The 20,517-nt window shown below is 68.8% G+C and carries 20 protein-coding genes; 11 read left to right on the forward strand and 9 right to left on the reverse strand.

Going from position 1 to position 20,517, the window contains the following annotated elements; translation table 11 throughout:
* Positions 1-59 precede the first annotated feature (59 nt).
* Both ACGF2V_RS20425 and ACGF2V_RS20430 read right to left on the reverse strand, forming a co-directional pair.
* The gene (locus ACGF2V_RS20425; protein WP_362708098.1) at positions 60-845 is read right to left on the reverse strand and encodes a class I SAM-dependent methyltransferase; all 786 of its coding nucleotides are present in this window, start codon (positions 843-845) and stop codon (positions 60-62) included.
* Positions 846-1,182: 337 nt separating this feature from the next.
* A complete protein-coding gene (locus ACGF2V_RS20430) occupies positions 1,183-1,533 on the reverse strand; it encodes a hypothetical protein (protein ID WP_362708100.1) in 351 nt (116 codons plus the stop codon).
* Between the two features lie 60 nt (positions 1,534-1,593).
* On the opposite strand from ACGF2V_RS20430, the gene ACGF2V_RS20435 reads away from it, so the two are divergent.
* Positions 1,594-2,427 carry a hypothetical protein gene (locus tag ACGF2V_RS20435; protein WP_362708102.1) on the forward strand — a complete coding sequence of 278 codons (834 nt, stop codon included), beginning with the start codon at positions 1,594-1,596 and terminating at the stop codon, positions 2,425-2,427.
* A 248-nt stretch (positions 2,428-2,675) separates the two neighbouring features.
* On the opposite strand, the gene ACGF2V_RS20440 is transcribed toward ACGF2V_RS20435, so the two are convergent.
* The 3 genes from ACGF2V_RS20440 to trpA form a co-directional block, all read right to left on the reverse strand.
* Positions 2,676-2,990 carry a hypothetical protein gene (locus ACGF2V_RS20440; protein WP_362708106.1) on the reverse strand — a complete coding sequence of 105 codons (315 nt, stop codon included), beginning with the start codon at positions 2,988-2,990 and terminating at the stop codon, positions 2,676-2,678.
* Between the two features lie 427 nt (positions 2,991-3,417).
* Complete coding sequence (locus ACGF2V_RS20445) at positions 3,418-4,182, reverse strand: hypothetical protein (RefSeq protein ID WP_362708108.1); 765 nt, start codon at positions 4,180-4,182, stop codon at positions 3,418-3,420.
* Between the two features lie 58 nt (positions 4,183-4,240).
* Positions 4,241-5,038 (reverse strand): tryptophan synthase subunit alpha, encoded by a 798-nt coding sequence (trpA, locus tag ACGF2V_RS20450; RefSeq protein WP_362708110.1) that lies wholly within the window; start codon positions 5,036-5,038, stop codon positions 4,241-4,243.
* A 1,031-nt stretch (positions 5,039-6,069) separates the two neighbouring features.
* Here trpA and ACGF2V_RS20455 point away from each other — a divergent pair.
* Entirely contained in the window at positions 6,070-7,266 is a 1,197-nt protein-coding gene (locus ACGF2V_RS20455) for an aminotransferase class I/II-fold pyridoxal phosphate-dependent enzyme (RefSeq protein WP_362708113.1), read from the forward strand.
* A gap of 317 nt (positions 7,267-7,583) precedes the next feature.
* Positions 7,584-7,898, forward strand: coding sequence for an integration host factor, actinobacterial type (mihF, locus tag ACGF2V_RS20460; protein WP_255385577.1), 315 nt, complete (start codon positions 7,584-7,586; stop codon positions 7,896-7,898).
* A 37-nt stretch (positions 7,899-7,935) separates the two neighbouring features.
* Here mihF and ACGF2V_RS20465 read toward each other — a convergent pair whose 3' ends face one another.
* The 4 genes from ACGF2V_RS20465 to ACGF2V_RS20480 all read right to left on the reverse strand — a co-directional run bounded on the left by ACGF2V_RS20465 (position 7,936) and on the right by ACGF2V_RS20480 (position 10,684).
* Positions 7,936-8,613, reverse strand: coding sequence for a hypothetical protein (locus ACGF2V_RS20465; protein ID WP_362708116.1), 678 nt, complete (start codon positions 8,611-8,613; stop codon positions 7,936-7,938).
* Between the two features lie 42 nt (positions 8,614-8,655).
* Positions 8,656-9,672, reverse strand: coding sequence for an alpha/beta fold hydrolase (locus ACGF2V_RS20470; protein WP_362708119.1), 1,017 nt, complete (start codon positions 9,670-9,672; stop codon positions 8,656-8,658).
* A 246-nt stretch (positions 9,673-9,918) separates the two neighbouring features.
* A complete protein-coding gene (locus tag ACGF2V_RS20475) occupies positions 9,919-10,293 on the reverse strand; it encodes a hypothetical protein (RefSeq protein WP_362708122.1) in 375 nt (124 codons plus the stop codon).
* Positions 10,294-10,300: 7 nt separating this feature from the next.
* The gene (locus ACGF2V_RS20480; protein WP_362708125.1) at positions 10,301-10,684 is read right to left on the reverse strand and encodes a ParB/Srx family N-terminal domain-containing protein; all 384 of its coding nucleotides are present in this window, start codon (positions 10,682-10,684) and stop codon (positions 10,301-10,303) included.
* Positions 10,685-10,805: 121 nt separating this feature from the next.
* On the opposite strand from ACGF2V_RS20480, the gene ACGF2V_RS20485 reads away from it, so the two are divergent.
* The 8 genes from ACGF2V_RS20485 (at position 10,806) to ACGF2V_RS20520 (ending at position 19,740) form a co-directional block, all read left to right on the forward strand.
* Positions 10,806-11,162, forward strand: coding sequence for a hypothetical protein (locus ACGF2V_RS20485; protein ID WP_362708128.1), 357 nt, complete (start codon positions 10,806-10,808; stop codon positions 11,160-11,162).
* Positions 11,163-11,164: 2 nt separating this feature from the next.
* Complete coding sequence (locus ACGF2V_RS20490) at positions 11,165-11,500, forward strand: DUF6233 domain-containing protein (RefSeq protein ID WP_362708131.1); 336 nt, start codon at positions 11,165-11,167, stop codon at positions 11,498-11,500.
* A 216-nt stretch (positions 11,501-11,716) separates the two neighbouring features.
* Positions 11,717-12,232 (forward strand): hypothetical protein, encoded by a 516-nt coding sequence (locus ACGF2V_RS20495; protein WP_362708133.1) that lies wholly within the window; start codon positions 11,717-11,719, stop codon positions 12,230-12,232.
* A gap of 41 nt (positions 12,233-12,273) precedes the next feature.
* Complete coding sequence (locus ACGF2V_RS20500; protein ID WP_362708135.1) at positions 12,274-13,290, forward strand: DUF1870 family protein; 1,017 nt, start codon at positions 12,274-12,276, stop codon at positions 13,288-13,290.
* Entirely contained in the window at positions 13,290-16,001 is a 2,712-nt protein-coding gene (locus ACGF2V_RS20505; protein ID WP_362708138.1) for a Helicase associated domain protein, read from the forward strand. The genes ACGF2V_RS20500 and ACGF2V_RS20505 overlap by 1 nt, the downstream gene beginning before the upstream one ends.
* The gene (locus ACGF2V_RS20510; protein ID WP_362708140.1) at positions 15,998-18,274 is read left to right on the forward strand and encodes a Helicase associated domain protein; all 2,277 of its coding nucleotides are present in this window, start codon (positions 15,998-16,000) and stop codon (positions 18,272-18,274) included. Before ACGF2V_RS20505 ends, ACGF2V_RS20510 begins: the two co-directional genes overlap by 4 nt.
* Positions 18,275-18,378: 104 nt before the next feature.
* Positions 18,379-18,597: a DUF397 domain-containing protein gene (locus ACGF2V_RS20515; RefSeq protein WP_362708324.1), complete on the forward strand. Its 219-nt coding sequence runs from the start codon at positions 18,379-18,381 to the stop codon at positions 18,595-18,597.
* A 594-nt stretch (positions 18,598-19,191) separates the two neighbouring features.
* Positions 19,192-19,740, forward strand: coding sequence for a hypothetical protein (locus ACGF2V_RS20520; protein WP_362708142.1), 549 nt, complete (start codon positions 19,192-19,194; stop codon positions 19,738-19,740).
* Positions 19,741-20,517 lie beyond the last annotated feature (777 nt).

Genomic DNA, 20,517 nt, shown 5'->3' on the forward strand with positions numbered 1-20,517 from the left:
CTGCAGGCGGTCGCGAGCTGGCCAGTCGACAACGACGAAAGGCGGATCAGCGCGCCGGCTCAGACGTGCGCCTGGTCGCGGCTGGCGACCACCAGGTATCCATCGCTCTCGGGGTCGAAGGTGGTGGACTGCACCGTGAGCCCGACGCTCCGCAACTGCGCCACGAGGTCCTCGTACCGGTAGGGCCAGATGGACAACCGCTCCGAGCAGGCTCGCACTGCCCCATCCGGCTCGATCTGGGCGACCACGATCTCGAGGAAGTGTTCCTGCTCCCAGCGCTGCTCGATCTGCCAGTAGTAGCTGACGACCGCATCGCGGTCGTTGCGGCGGATGAGTCGATCGCGGACGTCTACCCGTGAGCCGGCGGAGCGCACGAGCTCCCAGTTGCGTGAGTGGAGCACAAGGCGTCCGCCCGGTTTCAGCAGCCGCGACATCGCTTCCAGCGCGGTCAGGCGCCCGGCTGCGCCCTCAGCGTGCCCAAGCGAGTTGCCGACGCAGAACACCAGATCGAACGTGGAGTCCTCCAGGTGCTCGGACAGCTCGTCCCAGCTCGCGCGGAGGGCTCGAAGCGAGACACCCTGCTCGTCGGCGGCCTTCTCGGTCCGGCGAACCATCCCACCGCTGGCGTCTGCGGCGACCACGTCAAGGCCAAGTCTCGCGAGACCGACGGCGAGCTGGCCAGTTCCGCACGCGCAGTCGAGGACGCGCGCATTGGGCGGCAGAGAGCCCACGACATCGCTGCAGTAAACCGCGGCTGCCTTGGCGGGGGTCAACCTGTCGTCCCCGATCAGCCACTCGTATACATCGGAAAGCGCCCCATAACCAGCCACCGCGATAACCTCCATCGCTCGACGACACGCGAGCTAGACCGCGCCTGCGATTCGGACCTTGCGCCTCGCACTGTGCCGGACCGTGTCAGCGAAGCGTTGAGCAGGACCCAACCACTTCTGGCCGCTGAGACTCCACCGGATTTCGTGGGAAACCGCGACACGCCGCACCGACGCAGGTCCCCACTCCACCGGCGCCCCATCGGCCACGATGGGGACCGCGGCCGGCAAGCGCGCGCTCACCGCGAAGCGCCGTAGGCACAGCCATCCAAACTGATTGGCACCTCTCTGGCCGCCGCGCCGCTCACTCCCGCTGTCACTTGAAAGCGGCTCCCGCAGTCACGCGCACTGTCTCCTACGGCATGACGAACGTGGCACTGTACTTCGCCCGCGTCACCGCGACGTAAAGCTTCGCTCTGTCTCCGGCCTGGGTGCAGTCTCGGGTCTGGTAGTAACTGATCATCGGCTTCGTCGGGAAGATGAGCACGCGGTCGAACGTGCTGCCCTTCGAGGTACCCATGTTCATTGCGTCGAGACCGCATGTATCGGCTCGCTTGTCCCAGCGCAGCACCATCGGTGCGTACTTCTCTGCGTACTCCAGCACGGCCGATTTCCTGATCGCGAAGATGCCATCGTGGCCAGTAATTTCGGCGGCTCCGCCCAGGGTTTGGGTTTGTCCGACCTTGCCCGCGGGGCCCTCGGGCAAGGTCGGGAGACCTCGAAGAGGGGCTCCGGGCTCTCCCCTGCCCAGGTGTTGTGGGACGACGTGACGTCGACCCTCACGCTGTGGGAGATGGCCGTGCGGCTCCGAGCCGTGCCGGTGTCCGGGCGGCCGGTCACCATCGACGATGCCGCTTTTGACGAACTTACGGGCCGCAAGCCCCGGTTCGCGGGACGAGCCGGCTGGGCAGAGCAGGCAGCGGACCTGGTCCTGCCGTATCCGGCGGAATGTGACAGCCAGTTCCGAGAAGGGAGCCCGTTCGCACGCGACGCGCTCCTCTCGCGCGCCGAATACCCGATTCCAGGCCGGGAGGTCATGAGCACTTCGGAGCACGGCCCGGCCATGGCATGGCTGCTGGCCGCGGAGGACTTCGCTTCTGCAGCCCAGGTGCTGGGCCCCGTGCCCGATGCGCTCAACGCCACCGCCTCGTGGAAGGCCCACCGCCTTCTGTGGGCGAACTACGGACAGAGCAGGATGCCCGGGCTGGCCGAGCTCTCCATCGCCAACGATCTGGGGTCCGTCCGGTTCCTTGTGCCGCACGGACAGCGGTCCATCGCGGCTCTCACGCTGGCGAGTATCAGCGACGGCGATCTGGTGCTGCTGCCGGACTCACGGGCGCTACGACGTGCCTTGAAGAGCGGCGCCGACCCGGAGCAGACCTCCCAGGTTCTCGCGGAGGCCGGCGGGCTGCCCGTCCCCATACGGGCCGCGTCAGCGCTCACTGCACGTGACGCGATCGTCCGGTGGGACGCGGAGCAGGCCCTGACGCTCGAGGAGTGGCTCGCCGCCCAGGGCACCGCGCCGCGTGACGGGTCCTTCAAGTCCCTGCCCGGCTGGCCTTGGCCGTTGATCTCGGCCGGTTCGCGTCCACGCGGGTAAGCAGCAGTTGATCATCGGGCAAGGTGATGGTTGTCCAGACCTCCTCGCCTCCCAGGCTGCGCCCGATGAGGAGCGAGGTGGGCCCGTAGAGGCTAGGGCGGCTGGTGTCGTCGGCCGCATCGGAGCCCTTGTCGTCCGACCTCGTTCGGTTCATACGCTCTCCTGCCGTGGCGTGCACTGATTGTGGTCCGTTCTGGGGCCTGGGTCCGCGGGGAATCGCTGCTGAATGCCCGCTGATCGTTGTCGTGTCAGTGTCCCGGCGGTGGTGTGCATGGGCTCGTACAGGCCTCGGGGAGCCAGGCCGTAGCGCCTTCCGGCAGGCCGGACGCGGAGCGGTAGCGCAGCCTCAGCTGGACCCAGCCGTCAGCTTCGCGCAGTTTGATCCCCCGGTCGAGGTAGAAGAGTTGGCCGATCGGTGCGAAGCCGGTGCCAGGGCCTGAGCGTGCGCGGACCGCGTCGCGGTTCACGTACCGTGCGAGGTAGCTGACAGCGGCTTCCGGGGCCGTGGGCGTCTCAGCGGCCGCGAGGTTGGCAGTGCGATGGCCGAGGACGAATAGCTTCACGACGGACCTTCCCTGGGGGACGGGACGGCTCTGCCGCCGACCGGGATCGTGTGCAGATCAGGGTTGCGGCTGCGCGGTGATCAGACAACCGCTTGGCCTCGCACGGAGGGAGGCGTATACCCGCGATCCCGGCGTGTGGTCCCGCTGCCGCGGGAGCGGTCCCGCCCCGAGGGAGGCCACGGAGTTCACGTCTTGCGGTGACGGGGTGCTCACGCTGAGCGCCTCGCCCTCGGAGCTGACCAGCGAGCTTTCGCCCTTCGTTAGTATGCCCGGACCGGCCTGGTGCAGCGTTCCCAGGGCTGCTGCGGAACGACACCGAGCCAGGCCACGCCGGGGCAGGGGCTCCGGGAGGCCCTGGAAGCAGCCGGCCAGCGGCTGGCCAACGTCGGCAGGGTCACCTCGCGGATCGTGACGCCGCCGCTGGCGCTTATGCGACGGCGTCAGGGTCCGGGTCCATGTCGTCATACGGGTCATCGGCTTCCGGGCTGCACAGGCAGACCGGGCCGTTGAGGTATGCCAGCAGCTCGGCGGGGGTGGCGACCTCTGTGCGCGTGCCGTTGTCGTCCAGGACGAATGTCGCTCGGCGCCAGTCACCAGGATAGGTAGCGGCGGGGCTGCGGGGCTCGTAGTACAGCGTGCAGCCGTCGATCAGGCGCAGACTGGCGGTGCCGTCCGGGTGGCCCTGCCAGCGGTCCCTGGCGGTCAGGAAGTTGTCGTGCGGGAGGGCGTGGCACCATCCGTCGGTCGCGGCCCGGTGGGCTGCGTCCGAGGCCACGATGTGCTTGAGGTGCTCGATGACCTCTGCGTCGGAGAGCTCCCGTGGCGCGTCCGCGGCGGCGTCATTCTGGGCGGGGCTGGAAGCTTCCTCCTGGGCAACGATACGGGTGCTCGCCTCTGCCGATGGCTCGACGGGGGTGGAGTCCGTGTGGCTGGTGCCGTTCAGCCGTCGCCGGGCCCGGGTAGTGGCGCTGTCGAGAAGGCTGTCGATGAGCGTCCCGCTGGCGAAGGCGGCAACCATGCCGGTGGCGAGGCGGATGTGGTGGCCGTAGCGTGCCGGCACACGTCGGTAGGCGACAGTGCCGCTCGTGCTCGCCGCGGCGAGCGCGGAGGCGAGGACTGCGGATTCCATGAGGGTCAGGGCGATCTCACGGGCCAGGCGCTGGGCGGGTGTACCTCGGTCGTCGTAGAGCATGGACAGGTTCTCCTCCTAAGGTTCTGCGTCCGGGGCCGGGGCCGGGGCCGGGGACAGGTCAGGCAGCGGCGTGCGGGACGTCTGGGCGATGGAGTCCGGTGGTGAGGGTGCGTGCGAAGGTGAATGCGGCCTCGGCTTGTTGCCATGGTTCCTGTGCCGCGTCGATGCTGCGGATGAGCGCGGATCCCACGATGGTGACGTCGGCAATGCGGCTGACCTCCCTGGCCTGCGCGGGGGTGGAGATGCCGATGCCGACTCCGATTGGCAAGTCGGTGGTGGCTCTCAGACGCTGCACGAAGGCGGGCAGTGCGTCGTGGAGGGGGCCTGTTGAGCCGGTGACTCCGGCGACGGCGGGGGCGTAGAGCATGCCGCCGGCGGTGGCGCAGATGCGCGCGAGACGGGCGTCGGTTGTTGAAGGTGCGACGACGAACACCGTGTGCAGGCCGACGTCTTGCGCAGCGGTAAGCCACGCGTCGGCCTCTTCAATCGGCAGGTCGGGCAGGATCACCCCGGCGGCTCCTGCTTGTGCCAAGTCATGCGCTGCCCGCTTGAGGCCGTACTTGAACAGCGGGGGAAAGTAGGCCATGACGAGCACGCTCGCCGGTGACGTGGCCAGGGACCGAATGCTCTCCAGGAGGTGCCGGACGCGGAATCCGGCGGCGAGCGACTGGGCGGCGGCCCGCTGGATCACCGGCCCGTCCATGGTGGGCTCGCTGTACGGCCACCCGAGCTCGATCACGTCGGTGACTTCTGCGAGGCGGTGCATGATCCGCAGGCTCTGGGCCTGGGTGGGGTAGCCCGCAGGCAGGTAGGTGGCCAGGGCCGCCCGGTTGTCGGCACGCGCGTGCGCGAGCACCTGGTCGAATCGGGCGGACGCATCGGACGCGGGCCCTGCCGGTGGACGGTTCGTGCCGCGCCATGTCGCGTTCGTGCGGTGAGGCAACCAGAGCGAGCGGCCTCGGGACGGGGCCCGGGGGTGCGCGTTTCAGCGTTCGGCTCCGGGTCCGGGGGTGCTGTTCCGCCGCGCGGAACAGCACCCCTAGTGGGGGCGGTCAGTCGGGCATGCAGGGCTGCAGGGCGTGGACGGCCCGGGTGATCAGTCCGAGTTCCTCGGGCAGCGGGGATCCCGATCCCCCAGTCTCCCAGGTCCGCGAGGGCCTCACCGATCAGAGGGATCAGAGAGGTGGTGCCCGCATCCGGTGGCGGCTGCTGGACGGCGCTGACGTGGAGCGCGAGGGTGAGTGGTCCTGCCAGCTCGTTGAGGTGGGAGCTGAGCATGCGCAGGCGCCTGATCTCCTGCTGCCGGTGAAGTCGGGTCTGGTCGGTCATCGGCTTGGCCAGTGGGCTGCCCACGGCGTGCAGGAGGAGTTGGCGGCCGGTGTTCCAGCCGTGGTGCACGGATCCGGGCTGTTGCAGGTCGGGGTGGCTGCTGGGCGGGAAGATCGTATGGGATGGGGGGATCTGGTCGATACGGGTGATGGCGGGCATACGTTCCTCGGTGTCGGTGCCGCCGGTCGTTCCGGCAGGGCGAGCGAGGGCACGGTAGGGAGCGCCTGCCTTAGCCGAGCAACGGTCACGCTCGGGCGGGCGCGAGGTCCAGGCCCGAGGGGCCGGGGTCCGTGGGGGTGTCGTCGATGTTCCGCTTGAGGGCGAGGAGTCCAACCGCGGCGAGCAGGCGTACGTGGCGCGGGGTCGGCTCGCGGCTGGGGCGCTCGGTGGTGCCGGGGGCGGATCCGCTGGTACCTGCTGCGTCCCGTGGGGCGGAACGCAGTGGCAGATCGCGGCGTCAGGGCGTGGGACGTTCTCGGCCGGTGCGCCCGTACTGCGTGTGGCGGGGCGAGGGTGGTGCCGCTAGTCGGCCCTGCGCGAGAGATCGGAACCCATCTGATGGACCTGCTGGAGAAGTGCCGCGCCTACACGCGGGCTGATGAGGCACGTGATGTTGGGCTCTACCCGTACTACCCGGTCTTTCAGGGCCCTGCCGAGGGCGGAAGGGCGGTGCTGGACGGTGCCGAGGTCTGCATGCTCGGCAGCAACGACTACCGCGCGCTCAGTGCGAATCGGCAGGTGATCGGAGCCGCGCAGGACGCGATCGCCCTGTACGGGACGTCCGCGGCCGGCTCCCGGCTGCTGAACGGGAACCTCGATCTGCACGAGGAGCTCGAAGCGGACCTCGCGGACTTCTTCGGCTACGAGGCGGCCCTGATCTTCAGCACGGGGTACATGACCAACCTCGGTGTCGTCTCCGCCCTCGCCGGACGCGGTGATCAAGTGCTCCTGGACGAGAAGGCGCACGCTTCCCTGGTCGACGGGGCGCAGCTGGCGCAGGCCTCCGGCGCGATGGTGCGCCGGTTCGGCCACAGAGACCCTCGTGATCTGGCCCGACAGTTGGCCGCCGCATCAACGGAGTCGACCCTGGTGGCCACCGACGGTGTGTTCTCCATGCAGGGCGATCTGGCGCCGGTGGCCGAACTGGTCGCGGTCTGTGAGGAGTACGGCGCCACCCTGCTGATCGACGACGCCCACGGGGTGGGGGTGCTCGGGCGCGGCCGCGGTGTGATCGAACAGGCCGGCATGCAGGGCCGGGTGCCGTTGATGACCCTGACGTTCAGCAAGTCGTTGGCTTCACAGGGCGGCGCGGTGCTGGCCGATGCAAAGACGATCGACTTTCTGCGGCACACCTCTCGGCCGCAGATCTTCTCGTCCGGGCTCAGTCCGGCCGACACCTCGGCCGCGCACGCGGCGCTGCGCGAGATCCGCCGGCGCGCGGAAGCAGAGCCCGATGCGCTGGCGGCGGCCGATTACCTGCGCCGGGCGCTGGACGCGCTGGGCTTCGATGTGGCGAGGAGCGTCGGCCCGGTCATCCTGGTGCGGTACCCCGACCAGACCTCGATACTGTCGGCGCAGCGGATCCTCATCGAGTACGGGGTGTACACCAACGCGATGCTCCCGCCCGCCTGCGAGGGCTACCAGTTGAGGATCGCGTGCACGGATGCGCATACTCCCGACGTGCTGGAGGCGGCGCTCGGTGTCTTCGCCTCGCTGCGCGAGGAGCTGCTTCCCCGCTACCGCGAGGCTGCGTGAATCGTCTCCGGCCGCTGTGGTTCACCGGAGCCATCCCGGGAACCGGGCAGCCCGTCGCCCGTGCCCCTGGCCGAGTGCGGATTCGACCTGGCTCTCGTCACGCGCGGCGGGTCAGGCCTTGAGAACGTCGCGCGTGACTGCGGGAGGAGTACTCGGTCGCGGTGGGGGTCTGCCAGGTCGATCCGTCGGCGCCGGAGGTCTGGGCCCGGCCAGCTCGGCAGCAACCACACCCGTCCGTCCGGGACCGCCCAGGCGACTTGCCCCAACCCACCGAGGTTTCCGCGAATGCGCGACCTCTCCACGAAAGACAGGCCAGAATGCCCCTTCCCAACCTGACCAACGACGACCGTGACGCGGCGCGTCAGAAGGCCATCCTCGCCCGGCAGGCCCGCAGTGCGGTGCGGGCGAGCCTCAAGGCCGGAACCCTGACGCTCGCCCAGGTACTGAACCGGTCCGACACCGTCGTGGGCCGCATGCCGGTACGACAACTGCTGACCGCCCTGCCCGGCATCGGCCAGGTACGCGCTACCCGTTCGATGAACGCGCTGGGCATCCCGGAAGGGCGTCGCGTCCAGGGTCTGGGGCCCGCTCAGCGCGCCAAGCTCCTGGAGGAGTTCCCGGACGCCGTGTAGGTCACCGGTCTGGTGGCCGCCGCGGCGCCGGGCGCGGTCAACTGCCTGCGGGGAGCTTGCCTACGGCGGTCTTCATGTGGCGGTCCACCAGGGCGGGTGCGCCCACCAGCATCACGGCCACATTGCCCTTGCGGACCGCCATCGTTTTGAGTACCTGCGCCCCCGAGGGCAGTTCCATCGTCGAGGTGTAGGCGAACTGTTCGTCTCCGAGCTCGGCGGCGGCGGACTTGACGACCTTGACCTCGATGGGATTGGTGCCCGCCGTCATCGTGTAGGTGGGGCACGACGTGTAGGCGCCGAACAGCTCGCGCAGCTTGTTGGAGAGCACTGAGGGGCGGTCACTGTGCAGTTCCTCGCCGAGCGTGGCGTCCGTGTCGTAGGTGAAGCTGGTCTCCGCTTTCGCGGCGAACATGTTCTCTTCGCCGTCCTGCCCCATCTTCTCCAGCGCGGGGCAGCCCTGGACCGAGATGTCGTCGAATTTCCCGCTGTCGGGCCCCTCCTGGGCCTGGACGTACCCCGCTCCGAGGTCTGCCTGAGACAGCAGCAGGGGACGCAGGGCGCCTTCCGCGAGAGGCTTGGGTTCCGCCGTCGGCTTGGCCCTAGGCTTCGCGTCGCCGTCGCCTCCCCCGCTGCCGCTGCTGCACCCTGTGATCAGTACGCCGCACAGAGCGCTGGCCAGGATCCAGCGTCGTGTCCCGGACGTTGAGATGCGCATGAGATGACTCACAACTCCCTCCCCGATTACCGGAACATGACACTACTGCCTCGTATCGATCAGTGCGTCCCACTCCACGCGTGTCGGTGAGTCGGCGCGGCGGGCGGGCCAGGTTTCGATCCGCGTGAGTCGTCCGCCGCGCCCGAGCGTCGGGCGCTTGGTGAAAAGCAGATGGACGGCGGCCCGCAAGATGCCGTCGGCGTCGCGGGACGGGGCGTGCTGCTGGGCGCGGATGCGCTCAACCAGGTCTCGCAGCAGTGAAGCCAGAAGGGCAGGCTGCTCGATGGGAACCCGGTGGGTGGCGCCTTCGATCACATGAACGCGGGCATGGGGGAGCTCGGCGGCCAGTCGACATGTGTGAATGGGTGGGATGACCCGGTCCTGGGCGCCCGTGACCAGATGGACGGGGGTGTCTTCCAGTGCGGCGAGCCGGCCCGCGACGTCGAAGTCCGAAATCGCGCGGAACCAGGCGGCTGCCACATCGGTGGCTGGCCGCGGTGCTGCCGAGGGAGACAGAAGGTCTCGCAGGTAGCGAGTGGAGCGCGGAGCACGGGTGCAGGCCTCGGCGATGGCGGTGCGCGCACTGCCCACAACACGGGCCAGTGGCGGATACCCTTCGAGGCGCAGGTCGATCTGGCCGCTGCTGGCGCTCACCAGCAGCAGGCCCGCGAGCCCCGCGGGCGTGGAGAGGCTGTCTCTTGCGGCGCCCATCAGTACGGCCATCGACCCCATCGAGTGCGCGGCCACGATGGCCGGGGTGCCCGCGCTGAATGCGCTCAGCACGGCCTGCAGGTCGTCTGCCAGGACGCCGATGCCCGCCGGGGTGCGGCCTGGGGTGGAGGCTCCGTGACCACGCTGGTCGAAGGTGAGGACCCGCATCCGGTCGTCTGCTGGAAGGTGGCGGATCACGTCGTCCCACACGGCGGCGGACGCCGACCAGCCGTGCGCCAGGATCAGCGTCACGTCGGGTGTGGCGCTCGGTTCTCGCCGGTAGACAGCGAGGCACGCGCCGTCCGGCCGGGGCAGGTGCAGAAGTTCTGCTGGCACGGTGAGGTCCATCGGGCTACCCAACGGGGACCGCGAGGTCGACGGTCGAACTGTGAATGGCTGGTCGGGGCGGTGAGAGGTCCGCGTGATCCGGGGCGTGCCGCCCGGCTGGCTGGGCGGGTGGATCGAGTGCTGCGCCCGTATGTGGAGCGTGGCTGAGGGGCCTGTACGTCCGCACCACGGGCGCGGGCGATACGCTGACGCGGCGGTGCCCCCCGGCCAACTGAACCTTGGCCGGGGGGCACCGTGCTGTGCGGGCTACTGCTTGGTGATGGTCGGGTTCTTGCGGTCGCGGGGCTGCCCGTGCTTCTCCAGGACTCGGTAGAGGCGGGACGGGGGCATGGCGGCTGCGATAGCGATGGCCTTGCGGTCGGCGTGGGGGCTGGTGCGGTCGGCGGCGGCGATGGCCAGTTCGCGGGCGGCTTCGAAGTGCTGGATAACGTGTGACATCTGAGTGATGACGGCGGTCAGGTCATTGAAGGTCTGCGCGTGGCGCGGGGGTTGAACGTTGATCTGGTTGCGGATGGCAGCGATGAACGCCTCGGCAACGTCGGGGCGGATGTCATAGACGGTGTCCTCGCGCTCGTTGGCGGCGCTGCCGAACTGGGCGAACCAGTTTCCTTGAGATCCCATGGTGTTCCTACTCAATGTCGTTGAGGGTGTAAGCGACACGAACGTCTTCGGGAAGGTGGGCGACGATCTCCTCCCGGTTGCTCACGAACCCGAAGTCGTGTTCGTCGCAGATCGCGTTGAGGTCCAGGTCGCAGGCTTCGAACAGGTCGTGAAGGGTTACGGCCGGCACTTCGTCGAGCTCGGCGGCTTCGGCGGCGCGAAGGCGATGGGTTCCGCTGTAGGACACGGCGTAGTCCGGGAGTACAACGAGGGGGGCGCCCTGCCAGCCGTTGCGACGCATGCTGTCGGCGATCTCGTCGATGTGGGCCTGGTCGTAGAAGTCCCAGTTGCCGCCGGTGGTGTATCCGGTGGCGTCGATGATGTTCAGGTTGAGAGGGTTCATCAGCTCCATGACGCATACGCTACACGCATCGCGAACGCTACGCAAGGGGGTCGGGGTGAGTTAGATGCCAGGGTCCTGCTGCGCGGCGCGCCATTCGCGCCCGATATTCGAACAGACGTAGCATCGCTGTGTGCCCAAGAACAGCCCTGCCCCCGACTTCCCTGACGATCTCCGCGCAGCCCAGCTCGCACTCCTTGAGACCCGCGCCGCGTACGACGAGTACGCCAAGACCCTGCCGTGGTCGGTCGAGCCGCTGCCCGGGTGGGAGGGCGACAAGCAGCTCCACAGCAGCTACCGGTCGGGGAAGGCGGACAGCCCTGGCTACACCGACGAGCAGAAGGCCGAGGTGGCCCGTTTCCGGGCGGAGCTGCTCCGCCTGAGCATCGAGGTTTCCACCCACTCGTACTGGGAGTCGGTGAGCGGTCCTGACCTGGTTGAAGCGCGGATGGCACTCAAGCACGCCCACGAATCCAGCGACGAGGCATAGCGGTGCCTGACCCGGACGGCGTGTCCGACCTGGACAAGAACCGTGCACTGGCCGAGTGGCTGGAGTACCAGCTGCGGCAGGTTCGGGCCCGAATCCGTGACCTCGAACGCGCCGAGGAACAAGACCGGTGGCGCCGGGAGCGGGCGCGGATCGAGCAGATATGGAAGCTTCAGCCGCAGCGGGCCGGGACGCCCGCGATGCTGCACCGTGGCGGATGCGGTCTGTACAAGACTGAGCTCGGATACCTCAACCGTGAGGAAGCGCTGATCGCCCTGGCGGAGCCGGACATCGAGCCGTGCGAGGTGTGCCGGCCTGAGGCGGGGCTGCAGAACGGGTAGGCCGGACGTCTGCTCGCCGTCACCGCCGACACCGACTGCATGTCGCGGGGCAGGTGCTTGTCTAGCTCGACTTCCGCCGCGCTTGGGTCGACTGGCCTGCGGGTTCAAAGGAGTTGAGCCAGCCCCTTGCGCTACACCCTATTTTAGGGTGTAGCCTGTGGGGTGTGAGGCAGGGGAACAGCCCCAGCCCGCTCCGTAAGACACTCGGAGAACCCCATGAACACCACCGCGGCTGCCGCCCAGGCCAACGTCACCGTCGACACCATCCGCACCTGGTGCCGCCGCGGCGTGATCACCGCCACCAAGACCGCAGGCCGCTGGGTCATCGACGCCGCCTCCCTCGCCCACCGCATCGTCATCGGCAAGATGAAGCGCCCCGCCCCCAAGGCGAAGCCGGTGGTCTTCTCCACCGAGACGCTGGTCGCGATCGGCGGCAGCCGCTGGACCAAGGCCGGCCACGACCGCGTCTACATCAACGACTGGACCCAGTACCTGCCCCTGGAGATCAACCGGTACAACACCGGCAACATCTCCTGGGCCGCCTGGGACGGCGAGACCATCGCCAACCGGCAGGCCAGTCTCATTCTCGGCTCCGTCGACAAGGTCTGGTTCGACGCTGCCGACGGCAAGCTCCACTGCCGCTACGGCTGGACCGAGTCCCGCGTCGCCGACCGCGAGGAGATCTGGTCCCTGATCGCCGCCGGTATCCGCGCCGCCATCGCCGCCCTCTAAAGACCACCCACCCAAGACTGTCCCTGGAAAGGGGATCCGCCATGAGCGTCCGCATCATCGAGTGCACCGACCCGACCGGGCTGTACCGCCACTACGACGGCCAGTCCGAAGCCCAGCTGGCCTACATCGAGTTGGATTTGCGCGAGGGCACGCTGCTCGCCGACTACGACTCCGAGATCGGCAACGCGATCCCGTTCTCCGTCTCCTACGGGTTCGAGCGACGCTACGGCGTTCCCGTCCTGACCGCCGAAGCGGCGAACCGGGTGATGGAGGAGATCCGCCCGTTCGCCGAGCGCATGCTCGCCGACTGGGAGGAGGAATGGGACGGCAACAACCACGTGGCGCGCCTCGGTGAAGACGCGCAGGCCGCCGAGGAAGAGATCACGGAGCGCCTGGGGCTGAACCTCGGGTACGGCGCCCTCGGCGGGGAGACGCAGGGGTTCGACGATATCGACATCGTCCAGGCGTGGGACATCGACGGTGCCACCAACGGGCAGGAGGTGGACGATTACGACATCACCGCCGACACCACCGATGCCCGGCTGGACGAGATCGAGGCCGAGATCACCCAGGGCATGGCCGCCTGCGTCACGCGGGCGGAGGGCGACACCCGTACCCCGGTCGCCGTGGTTCACGGCCTGGACGAGTACCTGCGTAACCTGCGGGACGAGCTTGCCGAGGAAGAACCGCTCACCGCGGCCGAACTGCGCATCACCCGCGAGCAACTCGGGCTCACCGGCGACCACCTGGCCAAGCTCCTCGGCGTCAACCCGCGCACCCTGCGCTCGTGGGAGCAGGGCCGCGACCCGATCCCCGGCCGCCTCCGCCCCGAGATCGCTGCGCTGAAGGAGGAGACGGCCCGCGCGGTCGCCGACATGGTGGCCGGCCTCGACGACGCGGACGAGGACGTGCTCATCACCTACCGCAACGACGAGGAGTTCCTGGCCGCCAACAAGGGCAGCCGCTGGTCGGCCTCCTGGCACCGGCAGGTCTGCGCCCACGCGGCCGACCAGACCGACGCCCGCATCAACTACGCCGACGACGAGGACAGTGAGTGATGCTACGCCCCTACCAGCAAGAAGCAGTCGCCGCGATCACTGAGGGCCTCGCCGACGGCGGCCTCGGCCAGGTCCACATGGCGTGCGGATCAGGCAAGACCCTCACGGCGCAGCGCGCAGCCGAAAGGCTGCTGCCCGATGGTGGCACGGTCGCGGTACTGGCTCCTTCCTTGGCCTTGGTCGCTCAGACCCTGGCTTCCTGGCAGGCGCAGGCGAGTGCACCGCTTGGGAGGATGCTCGCCGTGTGCTCGGACGACACGGTCGTCGACGCGCCCGTCCACACCACTGATCTGCCCGGTGACGTCACCACCAGCACCGACGAGATCCGTGCCTGGCTGGAGGTGCCCGACAGCGGGATCCGGCTGATCGCAGGAACCTACGCGTCCGCTGAGCGGCTCGCCGACGCGGTCCGTGGCACGGGCCGACCGCTGGGCCTGTTGGTGCTCGATGAAGCGCACCACCTCGCCGGGCGCCCTGATCCATCTGCGAACAGCGTGCGCCGCGTGATGAACCAGGCATGGCTGCCAGCGCGCCGCCGGCTCTTCATGACTGCGACGCCACGGATCGACGCGGCCTCAGCGGAACGGCACGGGCATCTGTCGATGGACGACCGCACGCTGTTCGGACCGGTCCTCTACACCTACCCCTTCAGCCGGGCGATCGCCGAGGGCTATTTGGAGGACTACCGGCTGCTGGTCGTCGGCGTGTCCGACAGGGAGGCCCGTGCCCTGCTCGCCGATACGCAGCGCGAGTACGTCGACGCGCCCGGCGCCCAGTCGTTGCAGACCATGGTCGCGCAGGCCGCCCTGGTCAAGGCGAGCCGACTGCACGGACTGAGGCGCGTGCTGAGCTTCCACCCGAGGGTGGATCACGCGGCCGAGTTCGCCCGGAGCCTGCCGGGAGTGGCCCGTTTACTCGGCATGCCCGAGCCGTATGCCGCGCACGTCCATGGAGAGATGGACCACCAGACCCGGGCCCGGCTCATCGACCGGTTGCGTACTCCACCCCTTGAAGGCTGGACCGTGCTGTCCAATGCCCGCTGCCTCGGTGAGGGTGTCGACGTGCCCGCCGTCGACGGGATCGTGTTCGCGCACCCCAAGCGAAGCTCGGTCGACATCGTGCAGGCAGTGGGCCGGGCGCTGCGCCGGCACCCGGACACGCCAGGCCCGTCCACGGTCATCGTGCCGGTCGTCGTGCCCGACGAGGACGGCGAAATCGGTGACCTGGACGCTGGCGACTACAGCACCTTGTGGCAGGTGGTACGGGCCCTGCGTGCGCATGACGAGCCGCTGGGCCTGGCGCTGGACACCCGGCGGTCCTCCCCGTCGACGCACAACCCCCAACTGCCCGCGAAGATCACCGTCGTGCTGCCCGACGGGACGTCCCGGACCATCCTCGACAAGCTCACGGTGCTGACCGTCCGGCAGGTGACCTCCCCCTGGTGGGAGGGGTACGGGCGGGCCGCTGCCTTCCGGGGGGCGCACGGCCACTTGCTCGTTCGGAGCGGTTACCGGTCACCCGACGGGCACCGGCTGGGCACCTGGCTCAACCAGCAGCGCAGTGACTACCGCAAGGGCTGGCTGGCAGCGGACCGCGTGACGGCACTGGAGGACCTCGGCATCGAATGGGAACCGGTGGACGCCCGCTGGCAGCTCCTGATGACCGCGGCCCGCGCCTACCAGGCCGAGCACGGACACCTGCGGGTCCCCACCGACTACACCACACCTGACGGGTACCCACTGGGCAAGCAGCTGTCGATCCGCCGCAGCCAGCAGAACTGCGGAGAGCTGAATCCGGCCTGGGCCGCGGACCTGACCCGGCTGGGCATGGTGTGGGGGGCGCTCCGAACCCGTTTCTGGGACACCCACGACCGTCTCGCCCGCTACCTGCAGGACCACGGCCACCTCGATGTGCCCGCCTCCCACGTCGACCCCGACGGCTACAAGCTCGGGAGTCGCATCCGCAAGCTCCGCAGTACTGCCCGCGGCACCCTGTCGGCCGAAGAGTCCGCCGCCCTGGACCGGCTCGGCTTCCGCTGGTCGGATCAGGAACAGCGGGCAGACCTGATCACCGCGGTGGAACACTTCCACACCGCCCACGGGCACGCCGAAATCCCCGCGGACTACGAGGCCCCGGGCACACCGGCCCGGCCGGCCGGTTGGCTCGTCGCGGTCGTCAAGGGCGAACGCCGCCTGGCACGGGCGGAAGCAGCGCGACTGCGTGCCGTCGGGGTGACCGTGCCCGGCCAGGCGGATCCGCGGTGGGAGGCGAACCTTGCTGCGCTGCGTGCCTACCGTGCCGAGTACGGGCACCTGGACGTGCCGACCAAGTACCGGACCGCAGACGGATCCCGGCTCGGATCGGCGCTGGTGGCGCTGCGCTACAAGTACCGCCAGGGGCAGTTGTCCGCAGACAGGGTCGCGGCCCTGGAGGAACTGGGGGTCGTGTGGTCTCCGCGGGAGGAGCAGTGGGAGGACTTCCTCGCTGCCTGCGACAGGCACATCCAGGAGTATGGGCACCTGAGGGTGCGGGTGGACTACGTGGACGCTGAGGGGTTCCCGCTCGGCGCGAAGATTGTGTTCTACCGGGGACTTGCCAAGGGCAATTCACGGGGTGAGCTGTCGCCCGAACGGCGTACGGCGCTGGACGCCCGTGGGATGGTCTGGGACGCGAGGACCTCGCCATCGAGTTCGCGGGCGGTGTCCGAGTGATTGAGCTGCGCCCGTATCAGCGGGAAATTATCGACGGCGTGGTGGCGGGCCTGAGGGATGGCGGGCTCGGGCAGGTCCATATGGCGTGCGGGAGCGGGAAGACGGTCGTCGGACAGTGCGCCGCAGAGGAGCTGCTGCCCGGGGGCGGCACCGTCGCGGTGCTGGTTCCGTCCCTCGCGCTGGCCGCACAGACCCTGGAGGCATGGGGACGCAACAGCCGGCAGCCCTTGGACGTGCTGGTCGTATGCGGCGACGACAGCGTCGCGGACGCCGCAGTCCACGCCGAGGACCTCCCGGTCCCGGTGACCACGGACACCGATGCGATTGCGGCCTGGTTACGACGACCGCCGGTGACCGGTCTGCGCCTGGCGCTGTGCACGTATATGTCCGCGCCGCGCCTGGCGGACGCGGTCGTGGCAACCGCCCCGTTAGACATGCTGATCTTGGACGAGGCGCACCATCTGGCTGGGCGGGTGGAGTTCACCACCCGCCAGATCCTGAACCCGGCGCGGCTCCCGTCCCGGCGGCGGCTGTACATGACCGCGACCCCGCGCGAGGACCTGCGGATCAGCCTCAACGCTGGTTCGGCGGCGATGGTCGGCATGGACGATGAGGGGGTGTTCGGCCCGGTCCTCGGCCGGTACTCCTTCGCACAGGGCATCGCCGAGGGCTACCTGGAGGACTACCGCATTGCGGTGGTCGGCATCCCGGACAGCGAGGCGCGCAAACTCATGGCGGACGAGCGGGTCGAGTACGTGGAACAGATTGGTGGGCCCTCGCTGCAGACCGTCGTCGCCCAGGCCGCGCTGGGCCGGGCCCGTGAGCAGTTCGATATCCAGCGCGTGCTGGCGTTCCACCCCAGCATCGAGGCGGGGGCCGAGTTCTCCCGGAGCCTGGCCGGCACCCTGGCCCGTGTCGCGCCCGGGACACAGGAGGACCTGTATGCGGGACACGTGCATGGCGAGATGGGCCATCGGGTCCGCAGCCGCGTTCTGGACCGTCTGCGGGACACCGGCGGCGGATGGTCCGTCATCAGCAGCGCCCGGTGCCTGAGCGAAGGCGTCGACCTGCCGGCCGTCGACGCGATCCTATTCGCCCACCCGAAACGGTCCGCGGTGGACATCACCCAGGCCGTGGGACGTGCGCTGCGGCGCGACCCGCAGGTGCAGGGCCCGTCGACCATCGTCGTGCCGCTGGTCGTGCCCGAGGAAGATGGAGAGATCGGCGACCTCGACCCGGGGGACTACGACACGCTGTGGCAGGTCATCCGTGCTCTGCGCGCCCACGATGAAGCGCTGGGAATCGCTCTCGACAACCACCGGTACAAGGACTCCTCGTACAACCCGCAGCTTCCCGGGAAGATCACGTTCGTGCTGCCGCCCGGCACGAGCCAGGACTTCCTGACCCGGATGAAGCTACTGCTCGTACGGCAGACCACCAGCCCGTGGTGGGAGGGATACGGAGAGGCCGAGCGGTATTACGAAAAACACGGACACCTCCTCGTCCCGGCCGGTCACCGCACGGACACCGGATTCCGCCTGGGGCACTGGATCGCCCAGCGACGTTACGAGCACCGCCGCGGCCGGTTGAGCCCGGACCGAGTCCAGAAGTTGCAGACGATCGGCATGGTCTGGAACCCCGCAGCTGACGCGTTCGCCGAGAACCTTGCCGCCGCCGCCGCGTTCCGGGCCGCGCACGGGCATTTGCGAGTGCCGCAGAGCCACATCACCGACGACGGCAGGCGCCTCGGCGAGTGGCTCGGCAAGCAGCGGGCCCAGTACAAGCGGGGGAAGCTGGCTCCTGAAGGTGCCGCGGCTCTCGAAGCGCTCGGTATCGAGTGGGTGGTGAGCCTGGCCGCGGAAGCGTGGGCGGCCGGTCTCGACGCTGCCCGCGCCTACTACCAGGAGCACGGGCATCTGAACGTGCCGAAGTCCTACGAGACAACCGACGGGCACCGGCTTGGTGGCTGGCTCAATACCCAGCGGGTGAAGAACCGCAACGGCGAACTTCCGCCGGACCGAGTGGCCGCACTCGAAGAACTCGGGGTGGCGTGGAACGCGACTGAGGCACGCTGGCAGCAGGCTTATGCTGCCGCCCGTGCGTTCCACGCCGCTCACGGCCACCTGCGGGTGCCACACGCCTACGTCGCACCGGACGGCATCCGGCTCGGGTCATGGGTCCTCCACCAGAAGCAGCTCCGCAGAGGCGTCAAGAAGGGGGGCCTGACCGCCGAACGGATCGCGGCTCTGGACATGCTCGGCATTTGCTGGTGACCGCCCGACCCGGCGGCGGAACCGGAACCCGTTTCGTAGAGTTCTGCATGTCAGCAGCGGCCGTTGACGAGCCGAGACAGATGACCAACGTGATTGGGGACGCCATGGCCTACAGCCCTACCGTTCGTACTGCCTCTGAACTGCGTGTGGACTGGTGGAAGTCCAGCGCGTCTGGGGCTCAGTCCGACTGCGTCGAGTGCGGAGTCATCGATGGTGGCGCGGTCGCTGTCCGGGACAGTAAGGACCCGCACGGGCCCGCCCTGGTCTTCAGGCATGACACGCTCCGCGTAATGGTCAACGCCGTGGCAACCGGGACCTTGTGATCCCCTCCTGAGGGGCGCCCTCCAGCGATCAGCTGGAGGGCGCTTTGTGTCTTCCAGCCCCGATGGGGGTCAGGCCGCCCAGGTGCCGCGGATGGCTGCGGTGGTGAAGCCGGGCCCGAACGCGACCATCAGGCCTTGGGCTCCGTCGCTCGGTGGAGTGGTGTGGGTGCGGGCGAGAACGTCAAGGACCGCTGCCCCGCCAAGGTTCCCGCACTCCGCAAGCGACCAGCCGCGCCTGGAAAAGGCAACGAGCCGTCCGGGAGCATCCTTCACGGATGGACTGGAAGCCTGCGTCCTTCTGGGGATCGGCTCTTCCCCGGTCCTCGAGCAGCTCATGCACCTCTACCGGTGGCCCCAGCCCACCAGCGCCGCCTGACAGCTCTGTCCGGAACGGCTGACACCTCAGCCACAGCGTTGTAAGAGCGGCCCCCATGCGTCGCCGGACGAGCGTGCCTGCCGATGCCAGGAACCCGACCGGCAGGCCAGACACCCCTTTCTCCCTACTCCGTTGACCGCCGTGGGCTGGTCGACATGGCTCGCCACACCCACCTGCCGCCCGCTATGCGGCTTACATCACTCTGGAGCTGATTTCGGATGCGCAACCTCTCCTCGAACGCCCGCCGGGGGACCGCCGCCGCGCTCACATTCGCCGCTCTCGCCGGCACCTCGCTTCTCGCCGCTTCACGAGCGTCGGCGCTCTCCTACAAATGCACCACCAGCACGAAGTCCATCGACAACCCGGCCTACTCCGGCCCGTGGGCGGACAACTGGGACATCAAGATCAGTCTCTGCTCCGCCCGCTCGGGTTCGACGGTGTACAGCTACGCGAAGGCATCCTGGGACGGCCCCGTCGAAGAGGTCGACGACACGTCGATCTTCAACGGCGCATACCTGCGGATCTGGATAGCCAAGTCCGTCGCCGGCACCGACCCGGTTGTCCGCAGCGGCAACTACTACGGGATCGAAGCCAAGCTGGAGAACTCCGACTACTGGGGCAACTACAACAACAGCTACACCACGCCAACGATCAGCTACCCGGTCGGGAACGCGAAGGCGTACGTCGACGGTCAGCTGAAGCTCGAATGGCGCAACGACGGCAAGGGCTACCTGAACTACGACTACAGGGCCTCGCCGCTGGTCTGACCAGCCGACGCTCCTACCGCCCCGCGGGTAACGGCTGACCTGACGACGCACAGGAGCACCTGCTCGCGGCTGCTCCGCCCCGTTACCTTTCTCGTGGCCCTGAAACGGGGCGCCTGGCCCCCGGGCCCGGTATGGCTGTTTGCCCCCTGTCGCACGCATGACCTGGGGGGTGTTGCCGCCGGGTCTCGGGGCACCGCTTGACCGCTGATGAGGGGCCTGACGACCGCCTGGTCCGGCGCAATGCCGGACCGCTTTGCGGGTGGGGATGTCTGCGTAACGTGGTTGCCGGCGGTGCGCCGTGAGGCGCTTCGTTGTATCCCCGACGCAGTCGGGAGGAACTTGGAGGGATGTTCTTGGGTCACCTGGCTCACCTGGACGCGAAAGCGCGAGGGGACAACAGCATGCCAGGGAAGCGGTGGCCGCCCGGAGGCGTCCAGGACGATGCGCCGCAAGACCCGCTCGATACGGCCAAGGCTGGATTGCTTGAAGCCCAATTTCCAGCGGCGTCTACCACCGCCGTCGGAACGACGCCTGTCACCGACACTTCGTCCTGCCCGCCGCCGGCGCCGGTCGGCAAGGCAACCTCCGGGACGAGGAGCGCCGCTCAACGAGAGCGGTCAAGGAGATGAGTGGGCGGCCTACGTCGAGCTCGATACGTACAACGAAGACGTACCACGGGATCGCCTACGGGGCGCGAGCCCTATGGCGACGGAGTGCTCGTACTAGTCGCGGGGGTAACGGCCTGCCAGGGGGGACGGGAACGCCGTCCACAGGGCG

This window comes from Streptomyces sp. NPDC047982, assembly GCF_043204165.1.
Taxonomy (GTDB): Bacteria; Actinomycetota; Actinomycetes; order Streptomycetales; family Streptomycetaceae; genus Streptomyces.

Coding starts and splice junctions, on each gene's coding strand:
- ACGF2V_RS20425 (WP_362708098.1), bottom strand. CDS start 845: ATGGAGGTTATCGCGGTGGCTGGTTATGGGGCGCTTTCCGATGTATAC.
- ACGF2V_RS20445 (WP_362708108.1), bottom strand. CDS start 4,182: ATGCTCTACGACGACCGAGGTACACCCGCCCAGCGCCTGGCCCGTGAG.
- ACGF2V_RS20455 (WP_362708113.1), top strand. CDS start 6,070: ATGGACCTGCTGGAGAAGTGCCGCGCCTACACGCGGGCTGATGAGGCA.
- mihF (WP_255385577.1), top strand. CDS start 7,584: ATGCCCCTTCCCAACCTGACCAACGACGACCGTGACGCGGCGCGTCAG.
- ACGF2V_RS20465 (WP_362708116.1), bottom strand. CDS start 8,613: ATGCGCATCTCAACGTCCGGGACACGACGCTGGATCCTGGCCAGCGCT.
- ACGF2V_RS20470 (WP_362708119.1), bottom strand. CDS start 9,672: ATGGACCTCACCGTGCCAGCAGAACTTCTGCACCTGCCCCGGCCGGAC.
- ACGF2V_RS20475 (WP_362708122.1), bottom strand. CDS start 10,293: ATGGGATCTCAAGGAAACTGGTTCGCCCAGTTCGGCAGCGCCGCCAAC.
- ACGF2V_RS20480 (WP_362708125.1), bottom strand. CDS start 10,684: ATGGAGCTGATGAACCCTCTCAACCTGAACATCATCGACGCCACCGGA.
- ACGF2V_RS20495 (WP_362708133.1), top strand. CDS start 11,717: ATGAACACCACCGCGGCTGCCGCCCAGGCCAACGTCACCGTCGACACC.
- ACGF2V_RS20500 (WP_362708135.1), top strand. CDS start 12,274: ATGAGCGTCCGCATCATCGAGTGCACCGACCCGACCGGGCTGTACCGC.
- ACGF2V_RS20505 (WP_362708138.1), top strand. CDS start 13,290: ATGCTACGCCCCTACCAGCAAGAAGCAGTCGCCGCGATCACTGAGGGC.
- ACGF2V_RS20515 (WP_362708324.1), top strand. CDS start 18,379: ATGGCCTACAGCCCTACCGTTCGTACTGCCTCTGAACTGCGTGTGGAC.
- ACGF2V_RS20520 (WP_362708142.1), top strand. CDS start 19,192: ATGCGCAACCTCTCCTCGAACGCCCGCCGGGGGACCGCCGCCGCGCTC.